Here is a 20,746-nt window from a genome sequence, read left to right as displayed (position 1 = left end):
CCCCGCTTCAAGTGCGCCGATAGCGCAGCGGCAAGCCTTGGCAATCATCCTGCACCTGGCCGGCGTGCCAGGCCAGTTGCCCGGAGACGATGGTGCTGCGCACCGCGTGGCGCAAGGCGCGGCCCTGAAACGGCGTCCAGCCGCAGTGGGCGAGGATCGGGTCGGCCGCCACCGGGCGGGGCTCGGCCAGGCGTTCGATCAGGGTCAGGTCGGCCCAGTAGCCTTCGCGCAGGTAACCGCGTTGCTCGATGGCGAAGCGCTCGGCCACGGCATGGCTGGTCTTTTCCACCAGTGTCGGCAGCGGCAGCAGGTCGTCGGCCACCAGCTCCAGCAATGACGGCAGGGCGTGCTGCACCAGTGGCAGGCCGGCTGGCGCCTGCAGGTAGGGGCGCTGCTTCTCGTCCCAGGTGTGCGGTGCGTGGTCGGTGCCGATGATGTCCAGGCGCCCGCAGCGCAGGGCCTGGCGCAGGGCGTCGCGGTCGGCGCGGCTCTTGATCGCCGGGTTGCACTTGATCAGGTGGCCGAGCGCGGCGTAGTCGCCATCATCGAAGTACAGATGGTGAGCGCAGACTTCGGCGGTGATCTGCTTGCCAGCCAGGGGGCCAGGCTGGAACAGGCTCAGCTCGCGTGCCGTGGTGATGTGCAGTACGTGCAGGCGCGTGCCATGGCGCTGCGCCAGGTTCACCGCCAGGCTGGAGGACTGGTAGCAGGCCTCGGCGTCACGGATCGCCGGGTGCTCGCCAGCGGGGATGGCGTCGCCGAAGCGCGCCTGCCACTGCGCCTCGCGCTCGCGGATGCGCGGGGTGTGCTCGCAATGGCTCAGCAGCAGGGTGGGGCAGTCGCGAAACAGGCATTCCAGTGCCGACAGGTCGTCCACCAGCATATTGCCGGTACTGGCGCCCATGAATACCTTCACCGCGGCCACACGGTTGGGGTCGAGCGCGGCGACCGTGTCGAGGTTGTCGTGGCTGACGCCGAAGTGAAAGCCGTAGTTGACCCGTGAGCAACTGGCGGCGCGTTGTTCCTTGGCCGTCAGTGCTTCTAGGGTCAGGGTCGGCGGCTGGGTGTTGGGCATGTCCATCACGCTGGTGATGCCGCCGGCCACCGCCGCCCGCGATTCCGTGGCGAAGCTGCCCTTGTGTGGCGCGCCGGGGTCGCGAAAGTGCACCTGGTCATCGATCATGCCAGGCAGCAGGTACTGCCCGGCGGCATCGAGCAGCGGCTCGCCGGGCAGGTGGCTGAGGCTGTTGGCGATGGCGTCGATGCGGCCGTTGCGGATGCGCAGGTCGGCCTCGAACACGCGGCCTTCATTCACCAGGCGGGCGTTACGGATCAGCATGCTCAGAACTCGTTCTGCAGGGCCTTGTAGCCCCGCACCAGATCGACGTTGGTGCGCGCCACGTCTTCGGAGAACTCACTGGCCGAGACGCTGACGCGGGGCAGGCTGGCCAGGTCGGTCTTCGGCCCGATGCGCTGGGTGGAGGTGACATGGAAGCCCGCCGGCAAATCACAGCCGTCCACCACGGCGTTGTGCCGTACCACGCAGCCATCGCCCACCGAGCAGTTGAACAGCACGCTGTTGAAGCCGATGAACACCCGGTCGCCGACACTGCACGGGCCGTGGATGATGGAGCGGTGGGCGATGGACGTATGCTTGCCGATGGTCACCGCTGCGCCGGATTTGGAGTGGATCACCACGCCGTCCTGGATATTGGAATTGGCGCCGATGACGATGGCTTGCATGTCGCCGCTGGCATCCACTTCGTCGGCGCGGATCACCGCGTAGGGGCCGACGAAGACGTTGTCTTCGATGATCACTTTGCCGCAGATGATGGCGGTCTTGTCGACGTAGGCGGACTCGGCGATGACCGGCAGATGGCCGGAGGGGTTCTTGCGAATCATGGTCGCTCCTTGGGCGAGGGCTCGGGCACCGGGTCGTAGCCGCCCGGATGCCAGGGATGGCAGCGCAGCAGTCGGCGCAGGCTCAGCCACAGGCCGCGCAGCGCTCCGTGCTTTTCCAGCGCCTCGATGGCGTAGTGCGAGCAACTGGGGTGAAAGCGGCAGCGCGGCCCGAGCAGCGGGCTGAGCAGGTATTGGTAGAGACGCACCAAGGCGATGGCCAGGCGCTTCATGACGGCGGGCTCACGGCTACGCGCAGGCGTTCGCCGTCCAGTTCGTTGTAGAAGCAACTGGGTCGCCCGGTATGACAGGCCGGCCCTTGTTGTTCGACCTTGAGCAGCAGGGCGTCGCCGTCGCAGTCCAGGTGCGCGCTGACCAGGCACTGGCGATGGCCGCTGGTTTCGCCCTTGCGCCATAGCTGCTGGCGCGAGCGCGACCAGTAGCAGACCTGGCCGCTGGCAAGGGTTTCCTGCAAGGCGCTGCGATTCATCCAGGCCAGCATCAGCACTTCGCCGTCGTCATGGCGCTGGGCGATGGCGGCGATCAGGCCATCGGCGTTCCAGGGCATGGCATCGAGCACCTCGGCCAGCGGGCGGCGATGGCCACGCCGAGCCTGCTCCAGCTCGTGCCACAGGCTCATGGCTGCAACGCCGCCAGCAGGGTGTCCATGTTGTACTTGAACATCCCCAGGTAGGTGCTGGCCGGGCCTTCGCTGGCCAGGGCATCGGAGTACAGCGTGCCACCCACCTTGGCGCCGGACTCGGCGGCGATCTGCTCGATCAGGCGCGGGTCACGGATGTTCTCGACGAAGATGGCTTTCACCCCGTCAGCGCGGATTTGCCGGATCAGCCCGGCCACGGTGGCGGCGGAAGGCTCGTCTTCGGTGCTCAGGCCCTGGGGCGCGATGAAGTTAATGCCATAGGCCTTGCCCAGGTAGCCGAAGGCATCGTGGCTGGTGATGATGCTGCGCTGTGCTGGCGACAGATTGCCCAGCTTGGCCTTGGCTTCGCTGAGCAGGCTGCGAATCTGCGCCAGGTAGGCATCGCGCCTGGCCTGGTAGTACGCGGCGTTCTGCGGGTCGACCTGGCTCAGCGCGCGGGTGATGTTCTGCACGTAGATTTCGGCATTGGCCAGATTCTGCCAGGCATGCGGGTCGGCCACGCGATGGCCGTCCTCGTCGAGCGTCAGCGGCAGCACGCCGGTGCTGGCGTCGATGCGCGTGCCGGGCGCTTCGCTGCTGGCGATCAGGCGATCGAGCCAGGGCTCGAAGCCCAGGCCGTTGGCGATGATCAGGTCGGCGGCGAGTACGGCCTTGGCGTCCTGCGCGGTGGGCTGGTAGACGTGCGCGTCGGCATCGGTCCCTACCAGGTTGTAAAGCTCCAGCTTGTCAGCACCGATCTGTCGGGTCATGTCGGCCAGGATGCTGAAGCTGGTCACCACCTTGATCTTGTCCTCGGCGCTTGCGCAGAGGGCAAGGCTCAGGGTCAGCAGGGCAAGCAGAATGCGCATGGTCGTTCCTCAATGAGTGGGGGATAAACGGGGGCGGCGGCGCAGCAGGCCATTGCGCGGGCCGAGCAGGACGGAGCCGCTGTAGGCCAGGCCGGCGAGCAGTACGATGCAGGGGCCGCTGGGCAGATTGCTGTAGTACGACAGCAGCAGCCCCAGCCAGACACAGGTGGCGCCGATGAGGACGGTCAGCAGCAGCATGCTTGGCAGGTGGCGGCTCCAGAACTGGGAGGCCGTGGCCGGAAGCATCATCAGACCGACCACCATGAGCGCGCCGATGGCCTGAAAGCCGATCACCAGGTTGAGTACCACCAGGGTCAGGAACAGGCCGTGGGCGACGGCGCCGAAGCGGCTGACGCTGGCGAGAAAGAGCGGGTCGAGGCTATCCATCACCAGCCAGCGGTAGATCAGCGCCAACACGATCAGGCTGACGCTGGACACCAGCAGCATGCCGTCGAGGGTCGGCGGATCCACCGCCAGCACCGAGCCGAACAACAGGTGCAAGAGGTCGAGTTTCTTGCTGGCCAGCCCTAGCAGCAGGACGCCACTGGCCAGCGAGATGGGGTAGATGGCGGCCAGGCTGGCATCCTCGCGCAGGCCGGTACGGCGCGTGACCCAGGCGGCGAGGCCGGCCATGCCGAGCCCGGCGACCAGGCCGCCAAGGGTCAGGGCCGGCAGGCTCAGGCCGAAGAGCCAGAAGCCCAGCGCGGCGCCGGGCAGTATGCCGTGGCCGATCGAGTCGCCTATCAGGCTCAGGCGCCGCAGCACCAGGAACACGCCCAGCGGCCCGGCGCTGGCGGCCAGGGCCACACCACCGATCAGGGCGCGCCGCATGAAGGCGAACTCGACGAAGGGGCTCCACAGCAAGTCCATGGTCAGGCGACCTTGCCCAGGATCGAACGCTGTGCGAGCAATTCGCGGATGGGGGCAAAGATGCAACCGCTACGAGCGACCAGCAGGGCGTTGTCCAACTGCCGGGACAGATTGTCGAGGGCATGACTGACGACCAGCAAGGTACGGCCCTGTTGCTGCCAGCGCTGCATGTGCTGCCAGAGCAGGGCGAGGCCGTGTTCGTCGAGGGCGGATTCCGGCTCGTCGAGCAGTAGAAGCTGGGCATCGGTCAGGCTCAGGCGCGCCAGCAGCGCGCGTTGCAGTTCGCCGCCGGAAAGCGCTTGCAGGCTGTGTTGCTGCAGACCCAGCAAATCCCAGTCTTGCAGCGCCTGCTGCAGACGCTCGCGACGTTGCGGGCGACTGAGCGAGCTGCGCCACAAACCGGCGCTGACCAGATCCTGCAGCTTGATCGGGAACTGTCGATCCAGGGCCTGTTGCTGCACCAGATGAGCGACACCACCGAGGCGTGGAACCGCCAGCTCGATACAACCCTGCAGCGGGTGATCGATACCGGCGATCACCTTGAGCAGGCTGCTTTTGCCGCAGCCGTTGGTGCCGATCACGGCCGTCAGGCTGGCGCGGGGCAGGTGCAGGTTCAGCGGCGGTGTCAGAGGCTGGCCGGCTGGCCCCCATTGCAGGTTCTGGCAAGTGATCATCGCTCAACTCCAATTCCAGCGGCTTTCCGCCACCGCATCGTGGGCGTGCAGGCTCTCGGCATGCGCGACCTTGAGGCGGAAGCCGCTGGCCTGTGGCAGTTGGCGCAGGGCGCGATGTAGGCGCCGTGCGGCGTCTTCGCAGAACATCAGGTTCTGCCCGTTGGCCAGGGCGAAGGCCTGTTCGTCGGCACGTTTCACCGCCGTCTGTACGGGGGTGCCGAGCGCCTGTTCGGCGCTGTCGACCAGCGCCAGCAGCGGTAGCTTGTCGCACTCCGGGTTCAGGCGCAGTTGCAGGGTCGCGGTGCTGCGCTGGCTGTGCGGGGTGGCGACGATGCCCTGGGTCGAGCCGAGCCAGTCGAGCACCTCCAGATAATCCAGCGGCTGCTGCGCGAAGCTTTCGGCGAAACGCTGCTGGATCAACTGACGCGCCAGTGCCGCCGAGCAGGGGCAGGTGGAGGAGTAGGTGACCTCGACCTGCAGCTCGATGCTCATGCCACGGCCGTCCTGGCGCGTACGCAGCTCGAAGGGGTAGGCCTTCCAGCCGTGCAGCGGACTGACCAGGGCCGGACGTTCGAGCGGCACCTCACCGCGCAGGGTCAGCGAGGCACTGTCGGACAACGCCTGGTGGCTGCCCAGGCAGTCGTCCAGCACTTGCAGCAGCGCTGACACCTTCAGTTCCTGATGCACCAGCCGCTGTGCCGCCAGATACAGGCGCGACATGTGGATGCCACGCGCGCCGGCATCGTCGAGGCTGACGCCGATATCCAGGCTGGCCACCACGGACTCGCCGGCCAGGCGAACGGGCAGGGCGATGCCGGCCATGCCGACCCAGTCCAGAGCCAGGTCGTGATGGGTGGGTTGAGCGGCGATATCGGGGAGGGGCAGATCGTTCATCGCAAATCCATGGGTTGTTCTCAGGATTAAATGTTATGTTATAACAATTGAAAAGCGCCAGCCGATTTGCCATGACTCTGATGACCGGGCTTACCCAAGCCGAACTGCTGGCCCAGCCAGCCGATGACTACATGAACGACGCCCAGCAGCGCTTCTTCCGCGAGCTGCTGCTGGCCCAGCGTGCCGAATTGCAGGCGCGCATCGATGACGAGTTCACCCAACTGCGCGAACCCGACACCAGCAGCGATGTGGCCGATATCGGTGCTGCCGAGGAGCAGCGGCAATGGCAACTGCGCCTGCTGGAACGAGAAAAGAAGCTGCTGGACAAGATCGACCAGGCGCTCGAACGCCTGGCGCGTGGCGAATACGGCTGGTGCGCCGAGACCGGTGAACCGATTGGCCTGAAACGCCTCTTGCTGCGCCCCACCGCGACCCTGTGCATCGAAGCCAAGGAGCGCCAGGAGCAGCGGGAAAAACATCAGCGTGACCGTGACTGAAACGAGGAACACCCATGAACCCGCGTCTACCCGTTACCGTGCTTTCCGGCTTTCTTGGTGCCGGCAAGAGCACCCTGCTCAACCATGTGCTGAAGAACCGCCAAGGCCTGAAGGTCGCGGTGATCGTCAACGACATGAGCGAAATCAACATCGACGGCAGCGAAGTGCAGCGTGACGTCAGCCTCAACCGCGCCGAAGAGAAACTGGTGGAGATGAGCAACGGCTGCATCTGCTGCACCCTGCGCGAAGACCTGCTGGAAGAGGTCGCGCGCCTGGCCAGCGATGGCCGTTTCGATTATCTGTTGATCGAATCCACCGGCATCAGCGAGCCGCTGCCGGTGGCCGAAACCTTCACCTTCCGCGACGAGCAGGGCCGCAGCCTGTCCGACCTGGCGCGGCTGGACACCATGGTCACCGTGGTCGACGGGGTGAACTTCCTGCGCGACTTCCATGCCGCCGACAGCCTGGCCAGCAGTGGCGAAACCCTGGGCGAGGAGGACGAGCGCTCGATCACCGACCTGCTGATCGAGCAGGTGGAATTCGCCGACGTCATCCTCATCAGCAAGATCGACCTGATCAGCCAGGCCGAGCGCGAGGAGCTGATGGCCATTCTGCGCGGGCTCAACACCCACGCCGACATCCAGGCCATGAGCATGGGCCAGATCGCCCTGGACAAGATACTCGACACCGGCCGCTTCGACTTCGAGCGTGCCTCGCAGGCGCCCGGTTGGCTCAAGGAACTGCGCGGCGAACACGTGCCGGAAACCGAGGAATACGGCATCGCCTCCAGCGCCTACCGGGCGCGTCGGCCTTTCCATCCGCAGCGCTTCTTCGACTTCCTCTCGCAGGAGTGGACGAACGGTCGCCTGCTGCGCTCCAAGGGCTTCTTCTGGCTGGCCAGCAAATACCAGGAAGCCGGTAGCTGGTCGCAGGCCGGCGGGCTGATGCGCCATGGCCTGGCCGGGCGCTGGTGGCGCTTCGTGCCCAAGCAGCACTGGCCGCAGGACGAGGAAGGCCTGCAGGCGATCATGCAGCACTGGAGCAAAGAGGTCGGCGACTGCCGCCAGGAGCTGGTGTTCATCGGCCAGAACATCGACTTCGCCCGGCTGACCCGCGAGCTGGATGACTGCTTGCTGAGCGATGCGGAGATGGCCGGCGGCCCGGATGCCTGGCGCCTGCTCGCCGACCCCTTCGGCCCCTGGCAGCAGGAGGCCGCTTGATGTATGCGCTGAAGCTGCCGCCAGCGCCGCGCCAGGTGCTGGCCGAGGACATCCAGGTGCTCGGCGAGGTGCTGCAAGACGGTGTCAACCTGGCCGTCTGGCAGCGTCGCCTGCCGGCACAGATCGCCGACTTCGCCGAGGCGCTGCTGGCCCAGGGTGAGCCGCTGGCGCAGTCCATGACCCTGGAACTGGCGCATGCCGACAGCGAGCCGAACCTTGCCGGCCTGGTGGCGCAATACGCCGACCTGCCTGGCCAGGCGGCCTTTCTTGCCGATGTGGCCTGGCTGGTACGCGCCTATGCCTGCCTGCTCGACGCCCGGCGCATCGGCCTGCGCCTGCGCGCACTGGACAAGGCCATGTGCCCGCGTTTCCACGTCGACCATGTGCCACTGCGGCTGATCACCAGCTACGCCGGGGTCGGCAGCGACTGGCTTGAGGAGGGCGGCATGCCCCGTAGCGGGCTTGGCCAGGCGGCTGCCGAGCCGCAGGACGAGGCGCTGATCCAGCGCCTGGACGCCGGCCATGTGGCATTGGCCAAAGGTGAGAAATGGCAGGGTAACGAAGGGCGCGGGCTGATCCATCGCTCGCCGCAGCCGCCGGCGGGCGAGCGGCGTTTGCTGCTGACGCTGGACTGGCTGGCCTGAGCGATATCGCTGTCGGTGGTGCTCCGAGCCACCTAGTCCCGTAGGGTGCGCTGCGCGCACCGAGCAAACGCCATGGTGGTGCGCACGGCGCACCCTACGTCTCGTCCGCAGCTCGGATGCCAGGCAAAAAAAGGCCGGAGCAACTGCCCCGGCCTTAAGCACCAAGAGATCATGCCGACGCGTGACTCGGCACGAGGGTTACATGAGGTACCCGACCGTCATTAGGCGCTTGTTGGATGACACTTTGATGTCAGGGCTCGATCCACTTGCCCTGATACTGGCCGGTACAGGCCGGCTGCAGGTACGCCGCATCGCTGGCCACACCGTAGTAGTGGATGTCCTGCCGGTATAACCCGCTGCCAGCCTGGGCCCCCTGGCAGATGCCGTAGGCCCCGCCGGGGCAATGCTCGACGAATTCCACCTCGACTTTCTGGCCCTGCAACTGCGGCTGGCAGAAGCCTTCGCGAAACAGCGTGGCGGGAATGTTGCGGTTCTCCTGGCAGACCTTCACATCCAGGCGCTCAGCCTGGCTGTGCACCACGCAGGCTTCGGCCAGGGCCAGGCCTGGCAAGAGAGAGAACAGCAACAGCCATGCACGCATCGTATGAGCTTCCTCGAAAATTTCCGGCGAATCTAGCATGCCGTCCCGTTGCAGTCTGTGCATTGAAGCGCCGACCATAGCGGCATGCTCAGCCAGATCCCCACCCACCTGATCGCCGGCCCCCTGGGTGCAGGCAAGACCAGCCTGATCCGTCACCTGCTGGCGCAGAAGCCTGCGGGCGAGCGCTGGGCGGTGCTGATCAACGAGTTCGGTCAGATCGGCCTGGACGCTGCCTTGCTGGCGCAAGGCGATGACGGCATTGCCCTGGCCGAGGTGGCCGGTGGCTGCCTGTGCTGCGTCAATGGTGCGCCGTTTCAGGTTGGCCTCGGCCGGCTGCTGCGCAAGACCAGGCCTGACCGGCTGCTGATCGAGCCCTCCGGCCTGGGCCATCCCGCGCAGTTGCTGGCGCAGTTGCGTCAGCCCCCCTGGCTCGGGGTGCTGGCCGTGCAACCGGCATTGATGGTGCTGGACGCCGTCGCGCTGGCGCTGGGCGAGTCATTGCCCGATGTGCAGCAACAGGCGCTGGGCGAGGCCGGCCTGTTGCTGTTGAACAAGAGCGCTGGCCTGGACGAGGCGACGCGGGCGCGGATCGCTGCGCAACTGCCGCCCGTGCCGCTGTACTGGTGCGAGCACGGCCAACTCGACCTGGCCGCGTTGCCGGGGCTGGCGGCGCAGGCTTCGCCCGTCGAGGTGAAGGCCGAGTTACCCACAGCCGCGCCGGGCCTGGCGCAGATCTGGCGCAACGCCGCCGAGCCGATCTGTCAGGTGCAGGATCAGCCCGAAGGCTGGAGCATCGGCTGGCGCTGGCACCCGAGCCAGCGCTTCGACCTTGGGCAGGTCAGCCAGTGGCTACAGACCCTGCCCTGGCGCCGGGCCAAGGCGGTGCTGCAGGGGGCCGAGGGCTGGCGTTCGCTCAATGCCGTGCAGGGGCAGGCACTGCAGGATTGGAGCCCGAGCGAGTGGCGCAAGGACTCGCGGCTGGAGCTGATCTTCGATCAAGCGCAGGACGCTGCCGGCCTGAGTGCCACCTTCGCTATCTGCCGAATCCCCGTTACCGGCTGATAAACTCGCCGCGCGTTCCTCGCTGTGGATAACTCTCATGCAATTGCTGCCCTGGTCTCACGCCACCTCTGCCGGCTTCACTCTGCGTGGCTGGCATACGCCGCCCTCGGGCAAGCCGCTGCTGCATTTCCTCCATGGCAATGGCTATTGCGGGCGGGTCTACACACCGATGCTGACGCTGCTGGCCGAGGACTTCGACCTCTGGTTGTGCGACGTGCAGGGCCATGGTGACAGCGATCATGGCGGTCGTTTCCACGGCTGGAACCGCAGTGCCGAGCTGGCGGTGGAGGCCTTCGCGGCATTACGCGGGCCGTTCGGCGAGGTGCCGTGTTTCGCTCTGGGCCACAGCTTCGGCGGGGTGCTGACCAGCCTGATCCTGGCGCGCCAGCCCGAGCTGTTCCAGCGCGCCGTACTGCTCGACCCGGTGCTGTTCAGCCCGGCCATGATCGGCGTGATGGCGCTCTCGGACGTAACCGGCCTGGCGCAGCGCACGGGCCTGGCGAAGAAGGCGCGCAAGCGTCGTCGGCAGTGGCCGGATCGGGCCAGCGCGCATGCCGCGTTGCATGGCCGTGGCATGTTCAAGGGCTGGGACGAGGCGGCGTTCGACGCCTATATCGAGCATGCCGTGAAGGAGGTCGACGGCGGCGTCGAGCTCAAGTGCCGACCGAGCCGCGAAGCGGAGATCTTCGGCTCCTTCCCGCGTCGCCTGTGGCCATCGCTGGCCAAGGTGCGTACGCCCACCGAGGTGATTCACGGCTCGCATACCTACCCTTTCGTCGCCCGTTCGGTGGCGCGCTGGTGTGCGAGCAATCCACAGGTGCGCGGACAGGTGGTACCGGGTGGGCATTGCTTCATGCAGGAACGACCGGGCGACAGCGCCGCGCGCGTGGCCAATTTCCTGCTGCAGCGCGGCTGAAGTTCTACTGCGCCTTGCGCCGCCAGTCTTCCAGGCGGATGACGTTGCCCTGGGTCTGCACCGAGACCGGCTCGGGCTGCGGTTGCAGCACCGGGTGCGGTTCCAGCTCGATACGCCCGAGATGCGCGCCGAACATGCTGATCTGCCCACGCAGACGCTGCTCGCCGGTGACGGTGAACTCGAAGTCATAAAGCCGGGCCAGGCGCCGATGCCCCTTGGCATCGCGCTGGATGGCCAGACGGCGCAGCGCCACGGCGCCGTCGAGCAGCTCCACGTCGAGCTTGGCGCAGTGTTGCTTGGCAAAGGCCAGAGCCCGTTCGCGAATGCCATGGCCGCGCCACAACCAGGCGCAGGCAGCGGCGAAGAGCATCAACAGGAAGACATCGAACAGGCTGATCATGGTGACTCCGGCTTCGGGAGGCAGAGCTTAGCCTATCTACCTCGCACTTCTCAGCATAGCCACTTGCCCGGCTGTCGGCTGTGCATTAGCGTTCGCGTACTTCACCCGAAAAGGACGTCGCCATGCATTGCCCCGCCTGCCGTACCACTCGTCTGCAACCGGCCAAACTCGAAGATGGCCTGCTGGCTCATGGTTGCCCACAATGCTCGGGCACCCTCGTCAGCCTGCTGCATTATCGCGACTGGGCCGAGCGTCAGCCCGAGCAGGAAAATTCCTCGGCGCTGGCGGCCGAGGAGGTCGCCAGTGAGACCAGCCACGCCCTGAGTTGCCCCAAGTGCGCCAAGCTGATGAGCAAGTTCCAGATCAGCGGTACCCGCGCCAACCGCCTGGATCTGTGCGGTGCCTGCGACGAAGCCTGGCTGGATCGCGGCGAGTGGCAACTGCTCAAGGCCCTGGAGCTGAGCCAGCGCATGCCGGCGATCTTCACCGATGCCTGGCAGCGCCAGGTGCGTCAGGAGGCCAGCGAACAGGCGCGGCGCGAGCGCTTCAGCCGTATCGCCGGTGCCGAAGCCATCGCCCGCGCCGACGAGATTCGTGAATGGCTCAAGGATCATCCGCAGCGCCGCGAACTGCTGTTCTACATCGGTCACGATTGAACGCTTGCGCCGCACAGCAGCACTCGCTCAGGGCAGGTGCTTCTCCTCGCTGAGGATGCGATAGCGATGCTGCAGCTCTTCACGAATCTGCCGGCGCTGCATGGCCTGGCGCTGGCGGCGCTGGCCCTCGACCGAGTCGGGATTGAGCGGTGGCACCGGTACCGGACGACCCTGGGCGTCCACCGCCACCATGGTGAAGAAGCAACTGTTGGTATGGCGTACCGAGCGCTCGCGAATGTTCTCGGTGATCACCTTGATGCCAATTTCCATCGAGGTGCGCCCGGTGTAGTTGACCGAGGCGAGGAAGGTGACCATTTCGCCGACGTACACCGGCTCACGGAAGATCACCTGATCCACCGACAGGGTCACCGTGTAACAACCGGCATAGCGGCTGGCGCAGGCATAGGCCACTTCGTCGAGGTACTTGAGCAGGGTGCCGCCATGGACATTGCCGGAGAAATTAGCCATGTCCGGTGTCATCAGTACGGTCATCGTCAGTTGTGCGGTTCCGGCTTCCATCGTCGCTCCGAGTGCGGGTGGGCTGCTGAGAGTAAGGCCTGCAGGCCCCGGGGATGCAAGTTTTACACTGCGGGGCGGCTTAAACTCGCCAATTCCTGTTGCAAGGTTGCTATCCATGTCCATCCGCTCGACGTTTCTTCACCTGCCGCTGTGGCTCGCCTTCACCAACGCCGCGCACGCGGATCCGGACTGCGTCACGGCGGTGCAGTGCAACCAGATGGGCAGCGCTGCCTATCAGGCCGGGCACTACCAGCTAGCCATCGACGCCTTCGAGCGCCAGTTGCGCCGTGTCGAGCAGGGCGACTCGGCACAGCTGGAGCTGGCCTTGAACAACCTGATCCTGGCCAACCTGCGTGCAGGCGATGCCGGCATGGCGCGGGCCTGGCTGGGTGTGGCGCTGGCCAATAACCTCAGTGGCTCCTCGACCCGCCTGCATCTGGTCAAGGTCGCCGAGGCGCTGGATTACCAGGCCCTAGGCGCCAGCCCGGCAGGGCGCTATCTGCGCTACGGCGGTCAGGCGGTGTGGAGCGAGCTGCTGATAACGCCTGATCCACGGGGAGGTTATCGCGCCAGCTTCTCGCCACTGCGCGCCAGTGCGCGGATAGAAGAATACGGCCCAGCCGCCCTTGGCGAGCTGGACGGACGCCTGCGCGGCGCTGGCACCGCGATGACGCTGGAGGACGCCCAGCTCGGCAAGGACTGTGCGGTGCAGCTACTGCGCGAGGGCATCGAGCTGCGGGTGCTGGAAGTCTTCGCCGATGGCTGCCAGGACTACGGCGGCATGGGCATCAGCGTGGCGGGTGATTACATCAAGGTACGCTGAGGCCGACCCGGCAGCTTGCGCTGCCGGGGTAGGCTGTCAGGCGTGATTGAGATACCAGCGCCAATCCTGTTCGCCCACTTCCCCCATGAACTGGCGGAACTCGGCCCACTTGATTGCCAGGAACACCTTGAGGAATTCCTCGCCCAGCGCTTCGCGCGCCCAGCTCGAATTTTCCAGGTTGCGCAGCGCGGTGAGCCAGTCGGTGGGCAGGGTTTCACGGGCCTGTTCGTAGCCATTGCCGACGATGGCCTGGCCCGGATCGATCTGCTCGCGGATGCCCTTGTGGATGCCGGCGAGGATGGCAGCCGCTGCCAGGTAGGGGTTGGCGTCGGCGCCGCAGATGCGGTGTTCGACGTGGCGGCTGTTGGCCGGCCCGCCCGGCACGCGGAAGGATACGGTGCGGTTGTTCACCCCCCAGCTCTTGGCCAGCGGCGCGTAGCTGTTGGCCTGGAAGCGGCGGAAGGAGTTGGCATTGGGACAGAAGATCGCCAGGGCGTCGTTGAGCGTGGCCATCATGCCGCCGATGGCGTGGCGCAGCAGCGGCGTGCCCTGCGGGTCTTCGCTGGCCATCAGGTTGTTGCCCTCGGCATCGGCCAGCGACACGTGCATGTGCATGCCGCTGCCGGCCAGGTCACCGAACGGCTTGGCCATGAAGCAGGCCTGCAAGCCGTGCTTGTTGGCCACGCCCTTGACCAGGCGCTTGTAGCGCACGCCTTCGTCTACCGCTTGCAGGGCGTCGAAACGGTGCTCCAGCGTGAGTTCAAGCTGCCCCGGCGCGTATTCGGAAATCGCCGTGCGTACCGGCAGTCCCTGTGCCTCACAGGCGGCGTAGAGATCGTCGAGGAACGGCTGCACCTGCTCCAGCTCGTACACGCCATACACCTGTGGCGCCTGCGGGCGCACGCCATTCATCTGCACTGCCGGCTGTGGCCGTCCGTTGGCATCGCGCTGCTTGTCCAGCAGGTAGAACTCCAGCTCCACCGCCATCACTGAGTGATAGCCATCGGCCTTGAGTGCCTCGATGGCGCGCACCAGCACGTGGCGCGGGTCGCCCGGCGTTGCCGGCAGGCCCTGGGTCGGGTGCATGCTCACCTGCAACTGCCCGGTGGGCACCGCGCGCCAGGGTTGCAGGCACAGGCTGCCGGGCAACGGGTAGGTCCAGCAGTCGGCATCGGCCACTTCCCAGACCAGGCCGCTTGCCTCGACGTCCTCGCCCTGAATGGTCAGCGAGAGGATCGAGCTGGGCAGCGGCCGACCATTCTCGTAGATGGCCAGCAGTTCGTCGCGGTGCAGCAGCTTGCCGCGCGGGATGCCGTTGGCGTCGATCAGCATCAGCTCGATGCTGCGCACCTCGGGGTGGCGTTCGAGGAAATCGCGGGCTTCCTGGGGATTGGCGAATTGCATGGTGGTTCTCGCAAAAGGTCGTGGGGCGCGCCTGTGGGAGGCGCGTAGGGTGGATGACGCTTTATCCATCCACCACGCACGGTGAAACGGTGGATGAAAAGAGCGTCATCCACCCTACGGGTTTGTATTACTCGCGGGCGCCAGGGATGGCCAGCAGCTCGCTGAGGGCCTGATCGAGGGTGGCGATCAGCTTGTCCACGTCATTGGCCGTGGTGCTCGGGCAGCACAGGGTCATGTTGTGGAAGGGGGTGATCAGAATGCCGCGGTTGATCAGGTACAGGTGCAGGGCCATCTGCAGTTCGTCGTGGAAGGCGGCCTCGGCTGCCGCGCCGGTGCGCGGCGGGGTGGCGCAGAACTGGAATTCGCAACGCGCGCCTAGCTCGGTCACCGACCAGTGCAGCCCGTGCTTGCCGATCAGTTGGCGGAAGCCCTCGGCCAGGCGCGCTGCCAGCGACAGCATATGGTCGTAGGCGGCCTGGGTCATCACCTGTTCCAGGTTGGCACGCATGCAGTGCATGGCCAGGGCGTTGGCCGACAGGGTGGTGCCCATGCCGCTGTGGCCATGGCCATGGCTGCCTTCGCTGGCACGCTGGCGCGCGACGTTCATCGCTTCTGCCATCTGCGCGCTGCAACCGAAGATGCCGCAGGGTACGCCGCCGGCGATGGGCTTGCCGACCACGAAGAAGTCCGGGTCGAGATTCCACAGCCTGGTGCAGCCACCGATATCGGTGGAGATGGTGTGCGTCTCGTCGATGATCAGCAGGCTGCCGTACTTGCGCGTCAGCTCGCGGCATTTGTGCATGAAGCCGGGGTCGGGCAGCACCATGCCGATATTGGTCATCGCCGGCTCGCACAGCAGGGCGCAGACGTCGCCCTGGGCCAGGGCGGTTTCCAGCGCCTCGATATCGTTGAAGGGGATGGCGCGGCTGTGCTCGGTCAGGTCATAGGCCTGGCCGACCAGACCGGAGCGGTGCACGGTGCGGCCCTCGCGATGGCGCACCATGACGTCGTCGACGGTGCCGTGGTAGCAGCCGTCGAACACCAGCAGGGTCTTGCGCTGGGTGATGGCGCGCGCCCAGCGCAGCACGTAGCGGTTGGAATCGGTAGCGGTGGCGGTCACCTGCCAGTAGGGCAGGCCGAAGCGCTGGGCCAGCAGCTCGCCGCAGACCACGGCGTCCTCGCCGGGGAGCATGGTGGTCAGGCCGTTGTTCGCCTGCTCGGCCAGGGCGCGGGCTACCGGATCGGGCGAGTGACCGAACATGGTGCCGGTGTCGCCCAGGCAGAAGTCGACGTACTCATGACCGTCCACGTCGAAGAAGCGCGCACCCTTGGCGCGTTCGACGAACAGCGGCACCGGCGTCGACCAGTCGGCCATCCAGTGCATCGGCACGCCGCCATACAGCGAGTGGCGGGCACGCTCGGCCAGGGCCACGGACTTGGGATTACGCTCGAGAAAGCGGGCGCGCTCGCCAGCGGCGAAGGTTTCCACGGCGGTTGGGGCGATACCACTGGCAGTCATGCTGAACACCTCGTTCGATTTTTCGCACATGGTATTTTGTGATCACAAAAATGGCAAGTAATGCTGATATTCGCAATCTGAGTTAGTATTTACCTGGTTATGTGATCACAAAATAGGTCGCGGCTTGCATCCTCGACCTCATCTGATGCCTTGCTCCAAGGAGAACCCATGCGCGACTGCCTGCTTACCCTGTCTCAGCTTCCAGCCCCACCACGGAGGGCACTGCGAGCATGAGCGACAATCTGCAGGAACAGCTTTACCAACGTATTCGCGAAAGCCTGCTGGCTGGGCGTTTCCAGCCTGGCGAGCGGCTGAAGATTCGTGACCTGGCCGCGCAGTGGGGCACCAGCCCGATGCCGGTGCGCGCCGCCTTGCAGCGGCTGGTGGCCGAAGGTGCGCTGGAGGGCGAGCAGCAGCGCTCGGTGCGCGTGCCGGCCATGACCCGCGAGCGCTACGAACATCTCTTTCAGGTGCGCCTGGCCCTGGAGGGCCTTGCCGTCGAGCTGGCCACGCCGCGCATGAGCGCGGACGACCTGGCCTTGCTGCGCGACTGCGTGCAGCGCATGGATGCCGCCATCGAGCGGCGTCAGGTGCAGGACTATCTGGACGCCAACAGCCAGTTCCATCTGCATCTGTATGCGGTCTGTGGCAACCCGGTGCTGCTGCGCAGCATCGAGTCGTTGTGGCTGCAGATCGGCCCTTTCCTCAACCGCCTGTTCACCGAGGCGGATCTGTCGCTGCGCCTCAACGACTTCCATGAAGAAGCCTTCGCCGCCCTCGAAGCCGGTGACGCCAAGGGTGCCCGTCAGGCCCTGGAGCAGGACCTGCTCTATTTCGCCCGCTTTCTGCTCAACCTGCTGGAGCTGGAACAGGCTCGCTGAAGGATGGGTGCTCTCTGTGTGCAGGCCCGCTGCCCTATACTTTCGCCACGGTTCATTCAAGGACAGGATTCATGCTGGATTACAGCGGCAAGCGGTTTCTCATCGTCGACGACTTTTCCGACTTCCGCAGTTCGGTCAAGGCCATGTTGCGCGAGATGGGCGTCAGGGATGTGGACACGGCCGACCGGGGTGAGCAGGCCATCGCCATGTGTCGGCACAAGCGCTACGACATCATCCTTCACGATTACAACCTGGGGGCCGGCAAGAACGGCCTGCAAACCCTGGAGGAGCTGCATGCGGCGCGCCTGATCAGCCACCAGTGCATCTTCGTCATGGTCACCGCCGAGAGCAGCCAGGCCATGGTGCTCAGCCTGCTCGAGCACGAGCCGGACGCCTACCTGACCAAGCCCTTCAACCGTGCCGGCCTGACCCAGCGGCTGGACAAGCTGGTGGAGCGCAAGACCCTGCTCAAGCCGGTGCTGCAGGCGCTGGACAAGCGCAACCCGGCCGAGGTGCTGAGCGCCTGTGAAACCCTGGCCAGCCAGGACAAGCGCCTGCAGCCCCTGTGCCTGAAGTACAAGGCCGGTGCCCTGCGCGAACTGGGCCGGCAGCAGGAACTCGAACGCCTGCTGCAGGCGGTGCTGGCCGACCGCGCCATGCCCTGGGCCTACCAGGCACTGGGCAACCTGCTCAACGAGCGAGGCGACCTGGCGCGCGCCCAGGCCACCTTCGAGCAGGGCCTGAAGGTCTTCCCCATGCAGCCGGGCCTGTATGACGGCTTGGCTGCCGTGCTGGAAAAACAGGGCGATGCCAAGCACGCGCAGCAGGTGCTGGAAGATGCCGTGCGCCTCTCACCGCTGGCGCTGCAGCGACAGATGCACCTCGGCAAGCTGGCCATGCACAACGAAGACTTCGCCGGTGCCACCAAGGCCTATCGCAGCGCCGTGGAGCAGGGCACGAATTCGCGCCTGAAGAGCCCGGAGAACTACCTGGCCCTGAGCCAGGCACTGATGGCCGACACCGGCGAGGAAACCCTGAGCAAGCGCGCCCAGATGGAGATCAGCCAGGTGCTCGGCGAGCTGGGCAGCCAATACGCCGCCGACAAGACCGTGCAGGTGCGCAAGCGCCTGATGCAGGCACGCAGCCTGCAGAAATCCAACGAGCCGGCACGCGCTGCGCAACTGGCCGCCGAAGCGGCCGCCGAGCTGCAGCAGGTCGAGGCCTTCCTGCCGGCCGAGGTGGCGCTGGGCATGGTCGAGCAGTTCCAGCAGCTTGGCCAGCAGGAAGCCGGTGCGAAGTTGCTCAAGGACTGCCTGGAAATTCATGGCGATGACGCCGGGGTGCTGGAAGCGGCGGCTCGCCTGACCGATGACCAGAGCGTATTCGTCATCAGCAAGGAGGCCACCGACCTCAACCGCCAGGGCGTGCAGGCCTACAAGCAGGGCCGCACCGACGAGGCGCTGGCGCTGTTCCGCCGGGCCCTGGGGTTGCAGCCGAAGAACATCAGCATCGCCCTCAACACCGCCCAGTCGCTGCTGCGCCTGGGCCTCGAGCAACCGTCCCAGCCCTGGCTCGAGGAAGCGCGCAGTTGCCTCGACGGGGTCAGCATGATCGCCCCCAGCGATACGCGCTATGCACGTTATCAGCAGCTGCGCAGCCGGGTGTTCGACACATGAGCGGGCTCGATCTCAGCACCATCATCGCCTCCACCGTGCATGACATGAAGAACTCCCTGGCGCACCTGGGCCAGGCCCATGCGCGCTGGCTCGCCAGGCTGCCGGCCGAGCTGCAGAACATGCCCGAGCGCGGGGTGATCGAGTACGAAGCGGCGCGCCTGAACGGCATGCTGGTGCAGTTGCTCGGCCTGTACAAGCTGCAGGTCAACCAGTTGCCTCTGTACCCGGCGCACCATGAGCTGGACGACTTCATCCAGGCGCAGTTGGCGCGTTATCAGGACGTGCTCGACAGCCGAGGTATCCAGGCCCGTGGCGAGGTCAGTGAATTCGACCTGATGGGCTTCTTCGACCAGGAACTGCTGGGTTCGGTGCTGGGCAACGTGATCGCCAACGCCACGCGTTACGCCCGCAGCGCCTTGCTGATCAGCGCCAGCGAGCAGGCGGGTGAGCTGCTGCTCTACGTCAACGACGACGGTGCCGGTTATCCACAGGCGATGCTCGAGCGCCAGGGCGACTACATCCTCGGCCTCAGCCAGAGCAGCGGCAGCACCGGGCTAGGCCTATACTTCGCCGCGCGTATCGCCCAACTGCACCAGCGCGATGGTCGCCAGGGGCGGATCGAGCTGAGCAATGGCGGCCCGCTAGGCGGTGGCGAGTTTCGCATCTACCTGCCGTGAGCCCGGCCGGCTGCGCGGTGGGTTTCAGCTTTCCAGCCAGACGTCGCGGCACCAGTGCCAGACCGAATCCCAGCTCTCGTCGGTCAGCTCGCCTTCGTCGCCGTCCCATAGCCAGACCTGGCCTTCCACGTCCACCGCGTAGTAATCGCGGCCGTCCTGGCACAGCGGCACCAGATCGCGCGGCAGGCCCAGATCCCAGGCCACCGACGCCACCTCCGGCAGGTAGGTGTGCGAGTGTGGATCGCTGGCGGTCACCGGCTCCAGGCGGCCGTAGACCACGTCGCTGACCTTGAGCAGGAACTCGCGCAGCTCGAAGGGCAGGTGAATGAGGATCTGCTCCTGGATTTCCACCAGGGTTTCCTCGTCCGGCAGCTCCAGGGGTACTGGTACCGGCTCGTTGAGTTCGCGTAGCTGTTCGATGACTTCTTCCACGGCGTCGGCTCCTCATGGGGTGGGGTCGGCTTTATACAGTAGCTGGCCGCTGCAATGAAAACATGTCGGCGTCACGGCATACTGGCGCTTTTCTGTGGAACGCTCTCATGACCTCTCTTGCCTGGCACTGTCTGCATCACACTGAACTCGATACGGCCACGCTTTATGAGCTGCTGGCGCTGCGCACCCAGGTGTTCGTGGTGGAGCAGCAATGCCCTTATCTGGAAACCGATGGCCAGGATCTGCTCGGCGATACCTGCCACCTGCTGGTGCGCCAGAACGAAGTGTTGGTCGGTTATCTGCGCCTGCTCGATCCGCAGCGCATGGGCGGTGAGGTGGTGATCGGACGGGTGGTGATCGCCGAATCGGCGCGAGGCACTGGCTTGGGGCACAGGCTGATGGAGCGGGCGCTGGTCGAGTGCCATCAGCGTTGGCCGGGCGTGCCGGTGTATCTGTCGGCGCAGGCGCATCTGCAGGGCTACTACGGGCGTTATGGATTCCAGGCGGTGACCGAGGTGTATCTGGAGGATGACATCCCGCATATCGGCATGCGTCGGGCGGTGTAGTCGGTGGGAGCGGATTTATCCGCGATGGGGCAGGGCGTGGTGTTTCGCCTTGGAAAGGGGTTATACCGGACTGGCAAGTTTGTGTGTGATCTGTTGTCTTGGTTGGTGTTCTGGACGCCGCCTTAGGTATTTTCAGACATTCCGGGTTTCGCCCCCTCGGGCGACTCACTTTTCTTTGAAATCGTATTGCCGCCCAGCGCAAAGAAAAGTAAGTAAAAGAAACGCACCCCCGCCATCCGGAACTAGGCGTCCCCATCATGCTTCGCTCGACTCCCCTCACTTCGGCACTGCTCCGGGGTCGGCTTACAAGGGCCGTCCCTGGCCCTTTAAGCGGGGCCGCCATCGGTATCTCGTGGCATCCATGCCACTCGCCCCCTGCGCAATGCCTGCGTTCGGCCTCCTGAAGG

Annotated in this window: 25 protein-coding genes; 11 read left to right on the top strand and 14 right to left on the bottom strand. The window is 65.8% G+C overall.

Annotation, left to right across the window (positions count from 1 at the left end; all coding sequences use genetic code 11):
• Positions 1 to 7 precede the first annotated feature (7 nt).
• The 8 genes from ACSVIK_RS24015 to folE2 are packed head-to-tail and all read right to left on the bottom strand — an operon-like array spanning position 8 to position 5,846.
• On the bottom strand, positions 8 to 1,339 hold the full coding sequence (locus tag ACSVIK_RS24015) for a dihydroorotase (protein WP_442446656.1): 1,332 nt from the start codon (positions 1,337 to 1,339) through the stop codon (positions 8 to 10).
• Positions 1,340 to 1,341: 2 nt separating this feature from the next.
• Positions 1,342 to 1,902 carry a gamma carbonic anhydrase family protein gene (locus ACSVIK_RS24010; protein WP_442446655.1) on the bottom strand — a complete coding sequence of 187 codons (561 nt, stop codon included), beginning with the start codon at positions 1,900 to 1,902 and terminating at the stop codon, positions 1,342 to 1,344.
• Positions 1,899 to 2,132 (bottom strand): membrane protein insertion efficiency factor YidD, encoded by a 234-nt coding sequence (yidD, locus tag ACSVIK_RS24005; protein WP_442446654.1) that lies wholly within the window; start codon positions 2,130 to 2,132, stop codon positions 1,899 to 1,901. Before yidD ends, ACSVIK_RS24010 begins: the two co-directional genes overlap by 4 nt.
• Positions 2,129 to 2,539 (bottom strand): phosphoribosyl-AMP cyclohydrolase, encoded by a 411-nt coding sequence (gene hisI / locus ACSVIK_RS24000; protein WP_442446653.1) that lies wholly within the window; start codon positions 2,537 to 2,539, stop codon positions 2,129 to 2,131. The genes yidD and hisI overlap by 4 nt, the downstream gene beginning before the upstream one ends.
• Positions 2,536 to 3,408, bottom strand: a complete 873-nt coding sequence (locus ACSVIK_RS23995; protein WP_442446652.1) for a metal ABC transporter substrate-binding protein — start codon at positions 3,406 to 3,408, stop codon at positions 2,536 to 2,538. The genes hisI and ACSVIK_RS23995 overlap by 4 nt, the downstream gene beginning before the upstream one ends.
• 9 nt (positions 3,409 to 3,417) lie before the next feature.
• Positions 3,418 to 4,278: a metal ABC transporter permease gene (locus ACSVIK_RS23990; protein WP_442446651.1), complete on the bottom strand. Its 861-nt coding sequence runs from the start codon at positions 4,276 to 4,278 to the stop codon at positions 3,418 to 3,420.
• Between the two features lie 2 nt (positions 4,279 to 4,280).
• The gene (locus ACSVIK_RS23985; protein WP_442446650.1) at positions 4,281 to 4,952 is read right to left on the bottom strand and encodes a metal ABC transporter ATP-binding protein; all 672 of its coding nucleotides are present in this window, start codon (positions 4,950 to 4,952) and stop codon (positions 4,281 to 4,283) included.
• 3 nt (positions 4,953 to 4,955) lie between these two features.
• A complete protein-coding gene (gene folE2 / locus ACSVIK_RS23980; RefSeq protein ID WP_442446649.1) occupies positions 4,956 to 5,846 on the bottom strand; it encodes a GTP cyclohydrolase FolE2 in 891 nt (296 codons plus the stop codon).
• A 71-nt stretch (positions 5,847 to 5,917) separates the two neighbouring features.
• Between folE2 and dksA the strand changes: the two genes are divergently transcribed.
• Genes dksA through ACSVIK_RS23965 form a run of 3 tightly spaced genes read left to right on the top strand, consistent with a single transcriptional unit; the run spans position 5,918 to position 8,207 of the window.
• Complete coding sequence (gene dksA, locus ACSVIK_RS23975) at positions 5,918 to 6,343, top strand: RNA polymerase-binding protein DksA (RefSeq protein WP_442446648.1); 426 nt, start codon at positions 5,918 to 5,920, stop codon at positions 6,341 to 6,343.
• Between the two features lie 14 nt (positions 6,344 to 6,357).
• Complete coding sequence (gene zigA / locus ACSVIK_RS23970; RefSeq protein ID WP_442446647.1) at positions 6,358 to 7,563, top strand: zinc metallochaperone GTPase ZigA; 1,206 nt, start codon at positions 6,358 to 6,360, stop codon at positions 7,561 to 7,563.
• The gene (locus tag ACSVIK_RS23965) at positions 7,563 to 8,207 is read left to right on the top strand and encodes a DUF1826 domain-containing protein (protein WP_442446646.1); all 645 of its coding nucleotides are present in this window, start codon (positions 7,563 to 7,565) and stop codon (positions 8,205 to 8,207) included. Before zigA ends, ACSVIK_RS23965 begins: the two co-directional genes overlap by 1 nt.
• 250 nt (positions 8,208 to 8,457) lie before the next feature.
• Here ACSVIK_RS23965 and ACSVIK_RS23960 read toward each other — a convergent pair whose 3' ends face one another.
• A complete protein-coding gene (locus tag ACSVIK_RS23960; protein ID WP_442446645.1) occupies positions 8,458 to 8,808 on the bottom strand; it encodes an NADH:ubiquinone oxidoreductase in 351 nt (116 codons plus the stop codon).
• 84 nt (positions 8,809 to 8,892) lie between these two features.
• Between ACSVIK_RS23960 and ACSVIK_RS23955 the strand changes: the two genes are divergently transcribed.
• Together ACSVIK_RS23955 and ACSVIK_RS23950 are read left to right on the top strand one after the other, a co-directional pair.
• Positions 8,893 to 9,870, top strand: coding sequence for a CobW family GTP-binding protein (locus tag ACSVIK_RS23955; RefSeq protein WP_442446644.1), 978 nt, complete (start codon positions 8,893 to 8,895; stop codon positions 9,868 to 9,870).
• Positions 9,871 to 9,907: 37 nt separating this feature from the next.
• Positions 9,908 to 10,786 carry an alpha/beta fold hydrolase gene (locus tag ACSVIK_RS23950; protein ID WP_442446643.1) on the top strand — a complete coding sequence of 293 codons (879 nt, stop codon included), beginning with the start codon at positions 9,908 to 9,910 and terminating at the stop codon, positions 10,784 to 10,786.
• Between the two features lie 4 nt (positions 10,787 to 10,790).
• On the opposite strand, the gene ACSVIK_RS23945 is transcribed toward ACSVIK_RS23950, so the two are convergent.
• Positions 10,791 to 11,186 carry a DUF3301 domain-containing protein gene (locus ACSVIK_RS23945; protein ID WP_442446642.1) on the bottom strand — a complete coding sequence of 132 codons (396 nt, stop codon included), beginning with the start codon at positions 11,184 to 11,186 and terminating at the stop codon, positions 10,791 to 10,793.
• Positions 11,187 to 11,308: 122 nt separating this feature from the next.
• On the opposite strand from ACSVIK_RS23945, the gene ACSVIK_RS23940 reads away from it, so the two are divergent.
• On the top strand, positions 11,309 to 11,842 hold the full coding sequence (locus ACSVIK_RS23940; RefSeq protein ID WP_442446641.1) for a zf-TFIIB domain-containing protein: 534 nt from the start codon (positions 11,309 to 11,311) through the stop codon (positions 11,840 to 11,842).
• 27 nt (positions 11,843 to 11,869) lie between these two features.
• Here the strand turns inward: ACSVIK_RS23940 and ACSVIK_RS23935 are convergent, their stop codons facing one another.
• The gene (locus tag ACSVIK_RS23935) at positions 11,870 to 12,361 is read right to left on the bottom strand and encodes an acyl-CoA thioesterase (RefSeq protein WP_442446640.1); all 492 of its coding nucleotides are present in this window, start codon (positions 12,359 to 12,361) and stop codon (positions 11,870 to 11,872) included.
• 115 nt (positions 12,362 to 12,476) lie between these two features.
• Between ACSVIK_RS23935 and ACSVIK_RS23930 the strand changes: the two genes are divergently transcribed.
• Entirely contained in the window at positions 12,477 to 13,184 is a 708-nt protein-coding gene (locus tag ACSVIK_RS23930) for a tetratricopeptide repeat protein (RefSeq protein WP_442446639.1), read from the top strand.
• Between the two features lie 36 nt (positions 13,185 to 13,220).
• Here ACSVIK_RS23930 and ACSVIK_RS23925 read toward each other — a convergent pair whose 3' ends face one another.
• Together ACSVIK_RS23925 and ACSVIK_RS23920 are read right to left on the bottom strand one after the other, a co-directional pair.
• Positions 13,221 to 14,588 (bottom strand): glutamine synthetase family protein, encoded by a 1,368-nt coding sequence (locus tag ACSVIK_RS23925; protein ID WP_442446638.1) that lies wholly within the window; start codon positions 14,586 to 14,588, stop codon positions 13,221 to 13,223.
• 127 nt (positions 14,589 to 14,715) lie between these two features.
• The gene (locus ACSVIK_RS23920; protein WP_442446637.1) at positions 14,716 to 16,107 is read right to left on the bottom strand and encodes an aspartate aminotransferase family protein; all 1,392 of its coding nucleotides are present in this window, start codon (positions 16,105 to 16,107) and stop codon (positions 14,716 to 14,718) included.
• A gap of 230 nt (positions 16,108 to 16,337) precedes the next feature.
• Here ACSVIK_RS23920 and ACSVIK_RS23915 point away from each other — a divergent pair, with 230 nt between their 5' ends.
• From ACSVIK_RS23915 to ACSVIK_RS23905, 3 genes are all read left to right on the top strand, one after another.
• On the top strand, positions 16,338 to 16,988 hold the full coding sequence (locus tag ACSVIK_RS23915; protein ID WP_442446636.1) for a GntR family transcriptional regulator: 651 nt from the start codon (positions 16,338 to 16,340) through the stop codon (positions 16,986 to 16,988).
• 71 nt (positions 16,989 to 17,059) lie between these two features.
• Positions 17,060 to 18,664, top strand: coding sequence for a response regulator (locus ACSVIK_RS23910; protein ID WP_442446635.1), 1,605 nt, complete (start codon positions 17,060 to 17,062; stop codon positions 18,662 to 18,664).
• On the top strand, positions 18,661 to 19,341 hold the full coding sequence (locus ACSVIK_RS23905) for a sensor histidine kinase (protein WP_277373325.1): 681 nt from the start codon (positions 18,661 to 18,663) through the stop codon (positions 19,339 to 19,341). The genes ACSVIK_RS23910 and ACSVIK_RS23905 overlap by 4 nt, the downstream gene beginning before the upstream one ends.
• 24 nt (positions 19,342 to 19,365) lie before the next feature.
• On the opposite strand, the gene ACSVIK_RS23900 is transcribed toward ACSVIK_RS23905, so the two are convergent.
• Positions 19,366 to 19,773: an SMI1/KNR4 family protein gene (locus tag ACSVIK_RS23900; protein ID WP_024310159.1), complete on the bottom strand. Its 408-nt coding sequence runs from the start codon at positions 19,771 to 19,773 to the stop codon at positions 19,366 to 19,368.
• A gap of 107 nt (positions 19,774 to 19,880) precedes the next feature.
• On the opposite strand from ACSVIK_RS23900, the gene ACSVIK_RS23895 reads away from it, so the two are divergent.
• Positions 19,881 to 20,339 carry a GNAT family N-acetyltransferase gene (locus ACSVIK_RS23895; RefSeq protein WP_442446634.1) on the top strand — a complete coding sequence of 153 codons (459 nt, stop codon included), beginning with the start codon at positions 19,881 to 19,883 and terminating at the stop codon, positions 20,337 to 20,339.
• Positions 20,340 to 20,746 lie beyond the last annotated feature (407 nt).

Source organism: Pseudomonas sp. NCHU5216 (assembly GCF_052156495.1).
Lineage (GTDB): Bacteria > Pseudomonadota > Gammaproteobacteria > Pseudomonadales > Pseudomonadaceae > Aquipseudomonas.
The sequence above is the reverse complement of the archived record's forward strand: the minus strand, read 5'-3'. Positions and strand labels throughout refer to the sequence as shown.

What these genes read in the sequence shown, in the direction of transcription:
- zigA (WP_442446647.1), top strand. Translation starts at nt 6,358, where the DNA reads ATGAACCCGCGTCTACCCGTTACCGTGCTTTCCGGCTTTCTTGGTGCC.
- dksA (WP_442446648.1), top strand. Translation starts at nt 5,918, where the DNA reads ATGACTCTGATGACCGGGCTTACCCAAGCCGAACTGCTGGCCCAGCCA.
- ACSVIK_RS23965 (WP_442446646.1), top strand. Translation starts at nt 7,563, where the DNA reads ATGTATGCGCTGAAGCTGCCGCCAGCGCCGCGCCAGGTGCTGGCCGAG.
- ACSVIK_RS23950 (WP_442446643.1), top strand. Translation starts at nt 9,908, where the DNA reads ATGCAATTGCTGCCCTGGTCTCACGCCACCTCTGCCGGCTTCACTCTG.
- folE2 (WP_442446649.1), bottom strand. Translation starts at nt 5,846, where the DNA reads ATGAACGATCTGCCCCTCCCCGATATCGCCGCTCAACCCACCCATCAC.
- ACSVIK_RS23920 (WP_442446637.1), bottom strand. Translation starts at nt 16,107, where the DNA reads ATGACTGCCAGTGGTATCGCCCCAACCGCCGTGGAAACCTTCGCCGCT.
- ACSVIK_RS23935 (WP_442446640.1), bottom strand. Translation starts at nt 12,361, where the DNA reads ATGGAAGCCGGAACCGCACAACTGACGATGACCGTACTGATGACACCG.
- ACSVIK_RS24015 (WP_442446656.1), bottom strand. Translation starts at nt 1,339, where the DNA reads ATGCTGATCCGTAACGCCCGCCTGGTGAATGAAGGCCGCGTGTTCGAG.
- ACSVIK_RS23960 (WP_442446645.1), bottom strand. Translation starts at nt 8,808, where the DNA reads ATGCGTGCATGGCTGTTGCTGTTCTCTCTCTTGCCAGGCCTGGCCCTG.
- ACSVIK_RS23910 (WP_442446635.1), top strand. Translation starts at nt 17,060, where the DNA reads ATGCTGGATTACAGCGGCAAGCGGTTTCTCATCGTCGACGACTTTTCC.
- ACSVIK_RS23990 (WP_442446651.1), bottom strand. Translation starts at nt 4,278, where the DNA reads ATGGACTTGCTGTGGAGCCCCTTCGTCGAGTTCGCCTTCATGCGGCGC.
- ACSVIK_RS23895 (WP_442446634.1), top strand. Translation starts at nt 19,881, where the DNA reads ATGACCTCTCTTGCCTGGCACTGTCTGCATCACACTGAACTCGATACG.
- ACSVIK_RS23940 (WP_442446641.1), top strand. Translation starts at nt 11,309, where the DNA reads ATGCATTGCCCCGCCTGCCGTACCACTCGTCTGCAACCGGCCAAACTC.
- ACSVIK_RS23905 (WP_277373325.1), top strand. Translation starts at nt 18,661, where the DNA reads ATGAGCGGGCTCGATCTCAGCACCATCATCGCCTCCACCGTGCATGAC.
- ACSVIK_RS23985 (WP_442446650.1), bottom strand. Translation starts at nt 4,952, where the DNA reads ATGATCACTTGCCAGAACCTGCAATGGGGGCCAGCCGGCCAGCCTCTG.
- ACSVIK_RS23915 (WP_442446636.1), top strand. Translation starts at nt 16,338, where the DNA reads ATGAGCGACAATCTGCAGGAACAGCTTTACCAACGTATTCGCGAAAGC.
- yidD (WP_442446654.1), bottom strand. Translation starts at nt 2,132, where the DNA reads ATGAAGCGCCTGGCCATCGCCTTGGTGCGTCTCTACCAATACCTGCTC.
- ACSVIK_RS23955 (WP_442446644.1), top strand. Translation starts at nt 8,893, where the DNA reads ATGCTCAGCCAGATCCCCACCCACCTGATCGCCGGCCCCCTGGGTGCA.
- ACSVIK_RS23930 (WP_442446639.1), top strand. Translation starts at nt 12,477, where the DNA reads ATGTCCATCCGCTCGACGTTTCTTCACCTGCCGCTGTGGCTCGCCTTC.
- ACSVIK_RS23925 (WP_442446638.1), bottom strand. Translation starts at nt 14,588, where the DNA reads ATGCAATTCGCCAATCCCCAGGAAGCCCGCGATTTCCTCGAACGCCAC.
- ACSVIK_RS23945 (WP_442446642.1), bottom strand. Translation starts at nt 11,186, where the DNA reads ATGATCAGCCTGTTCGATGTCTTCCTGTTGATGCTCTTCGCCGCTGCC.
- ACSVIK_RS24010 (WP_442446655.1), bottom strand. Translation starts at nt 1,902, where the DNA reads ATGATTCGCAAGAACCCCTCCGGCCATCTGCCGGTCATCGCCGAGTCC.
- ACSVIK_RS23995 (WP_442446652.1), bottom strand. Translation starts at nt 3,408, where the DNA reads ATGCGCATTCTGCTTGCCCTGCTGACCCTGAGCCTTGCCCTCTGCGCA.
- hisI (WP_442446653.1), bottom strand. Translation starts at nt 2,539, where the DNA reads ATGAGCCTGTGGCACGAGCTGGAGCAGGCTCGGCGTGGCCATCGCCGC.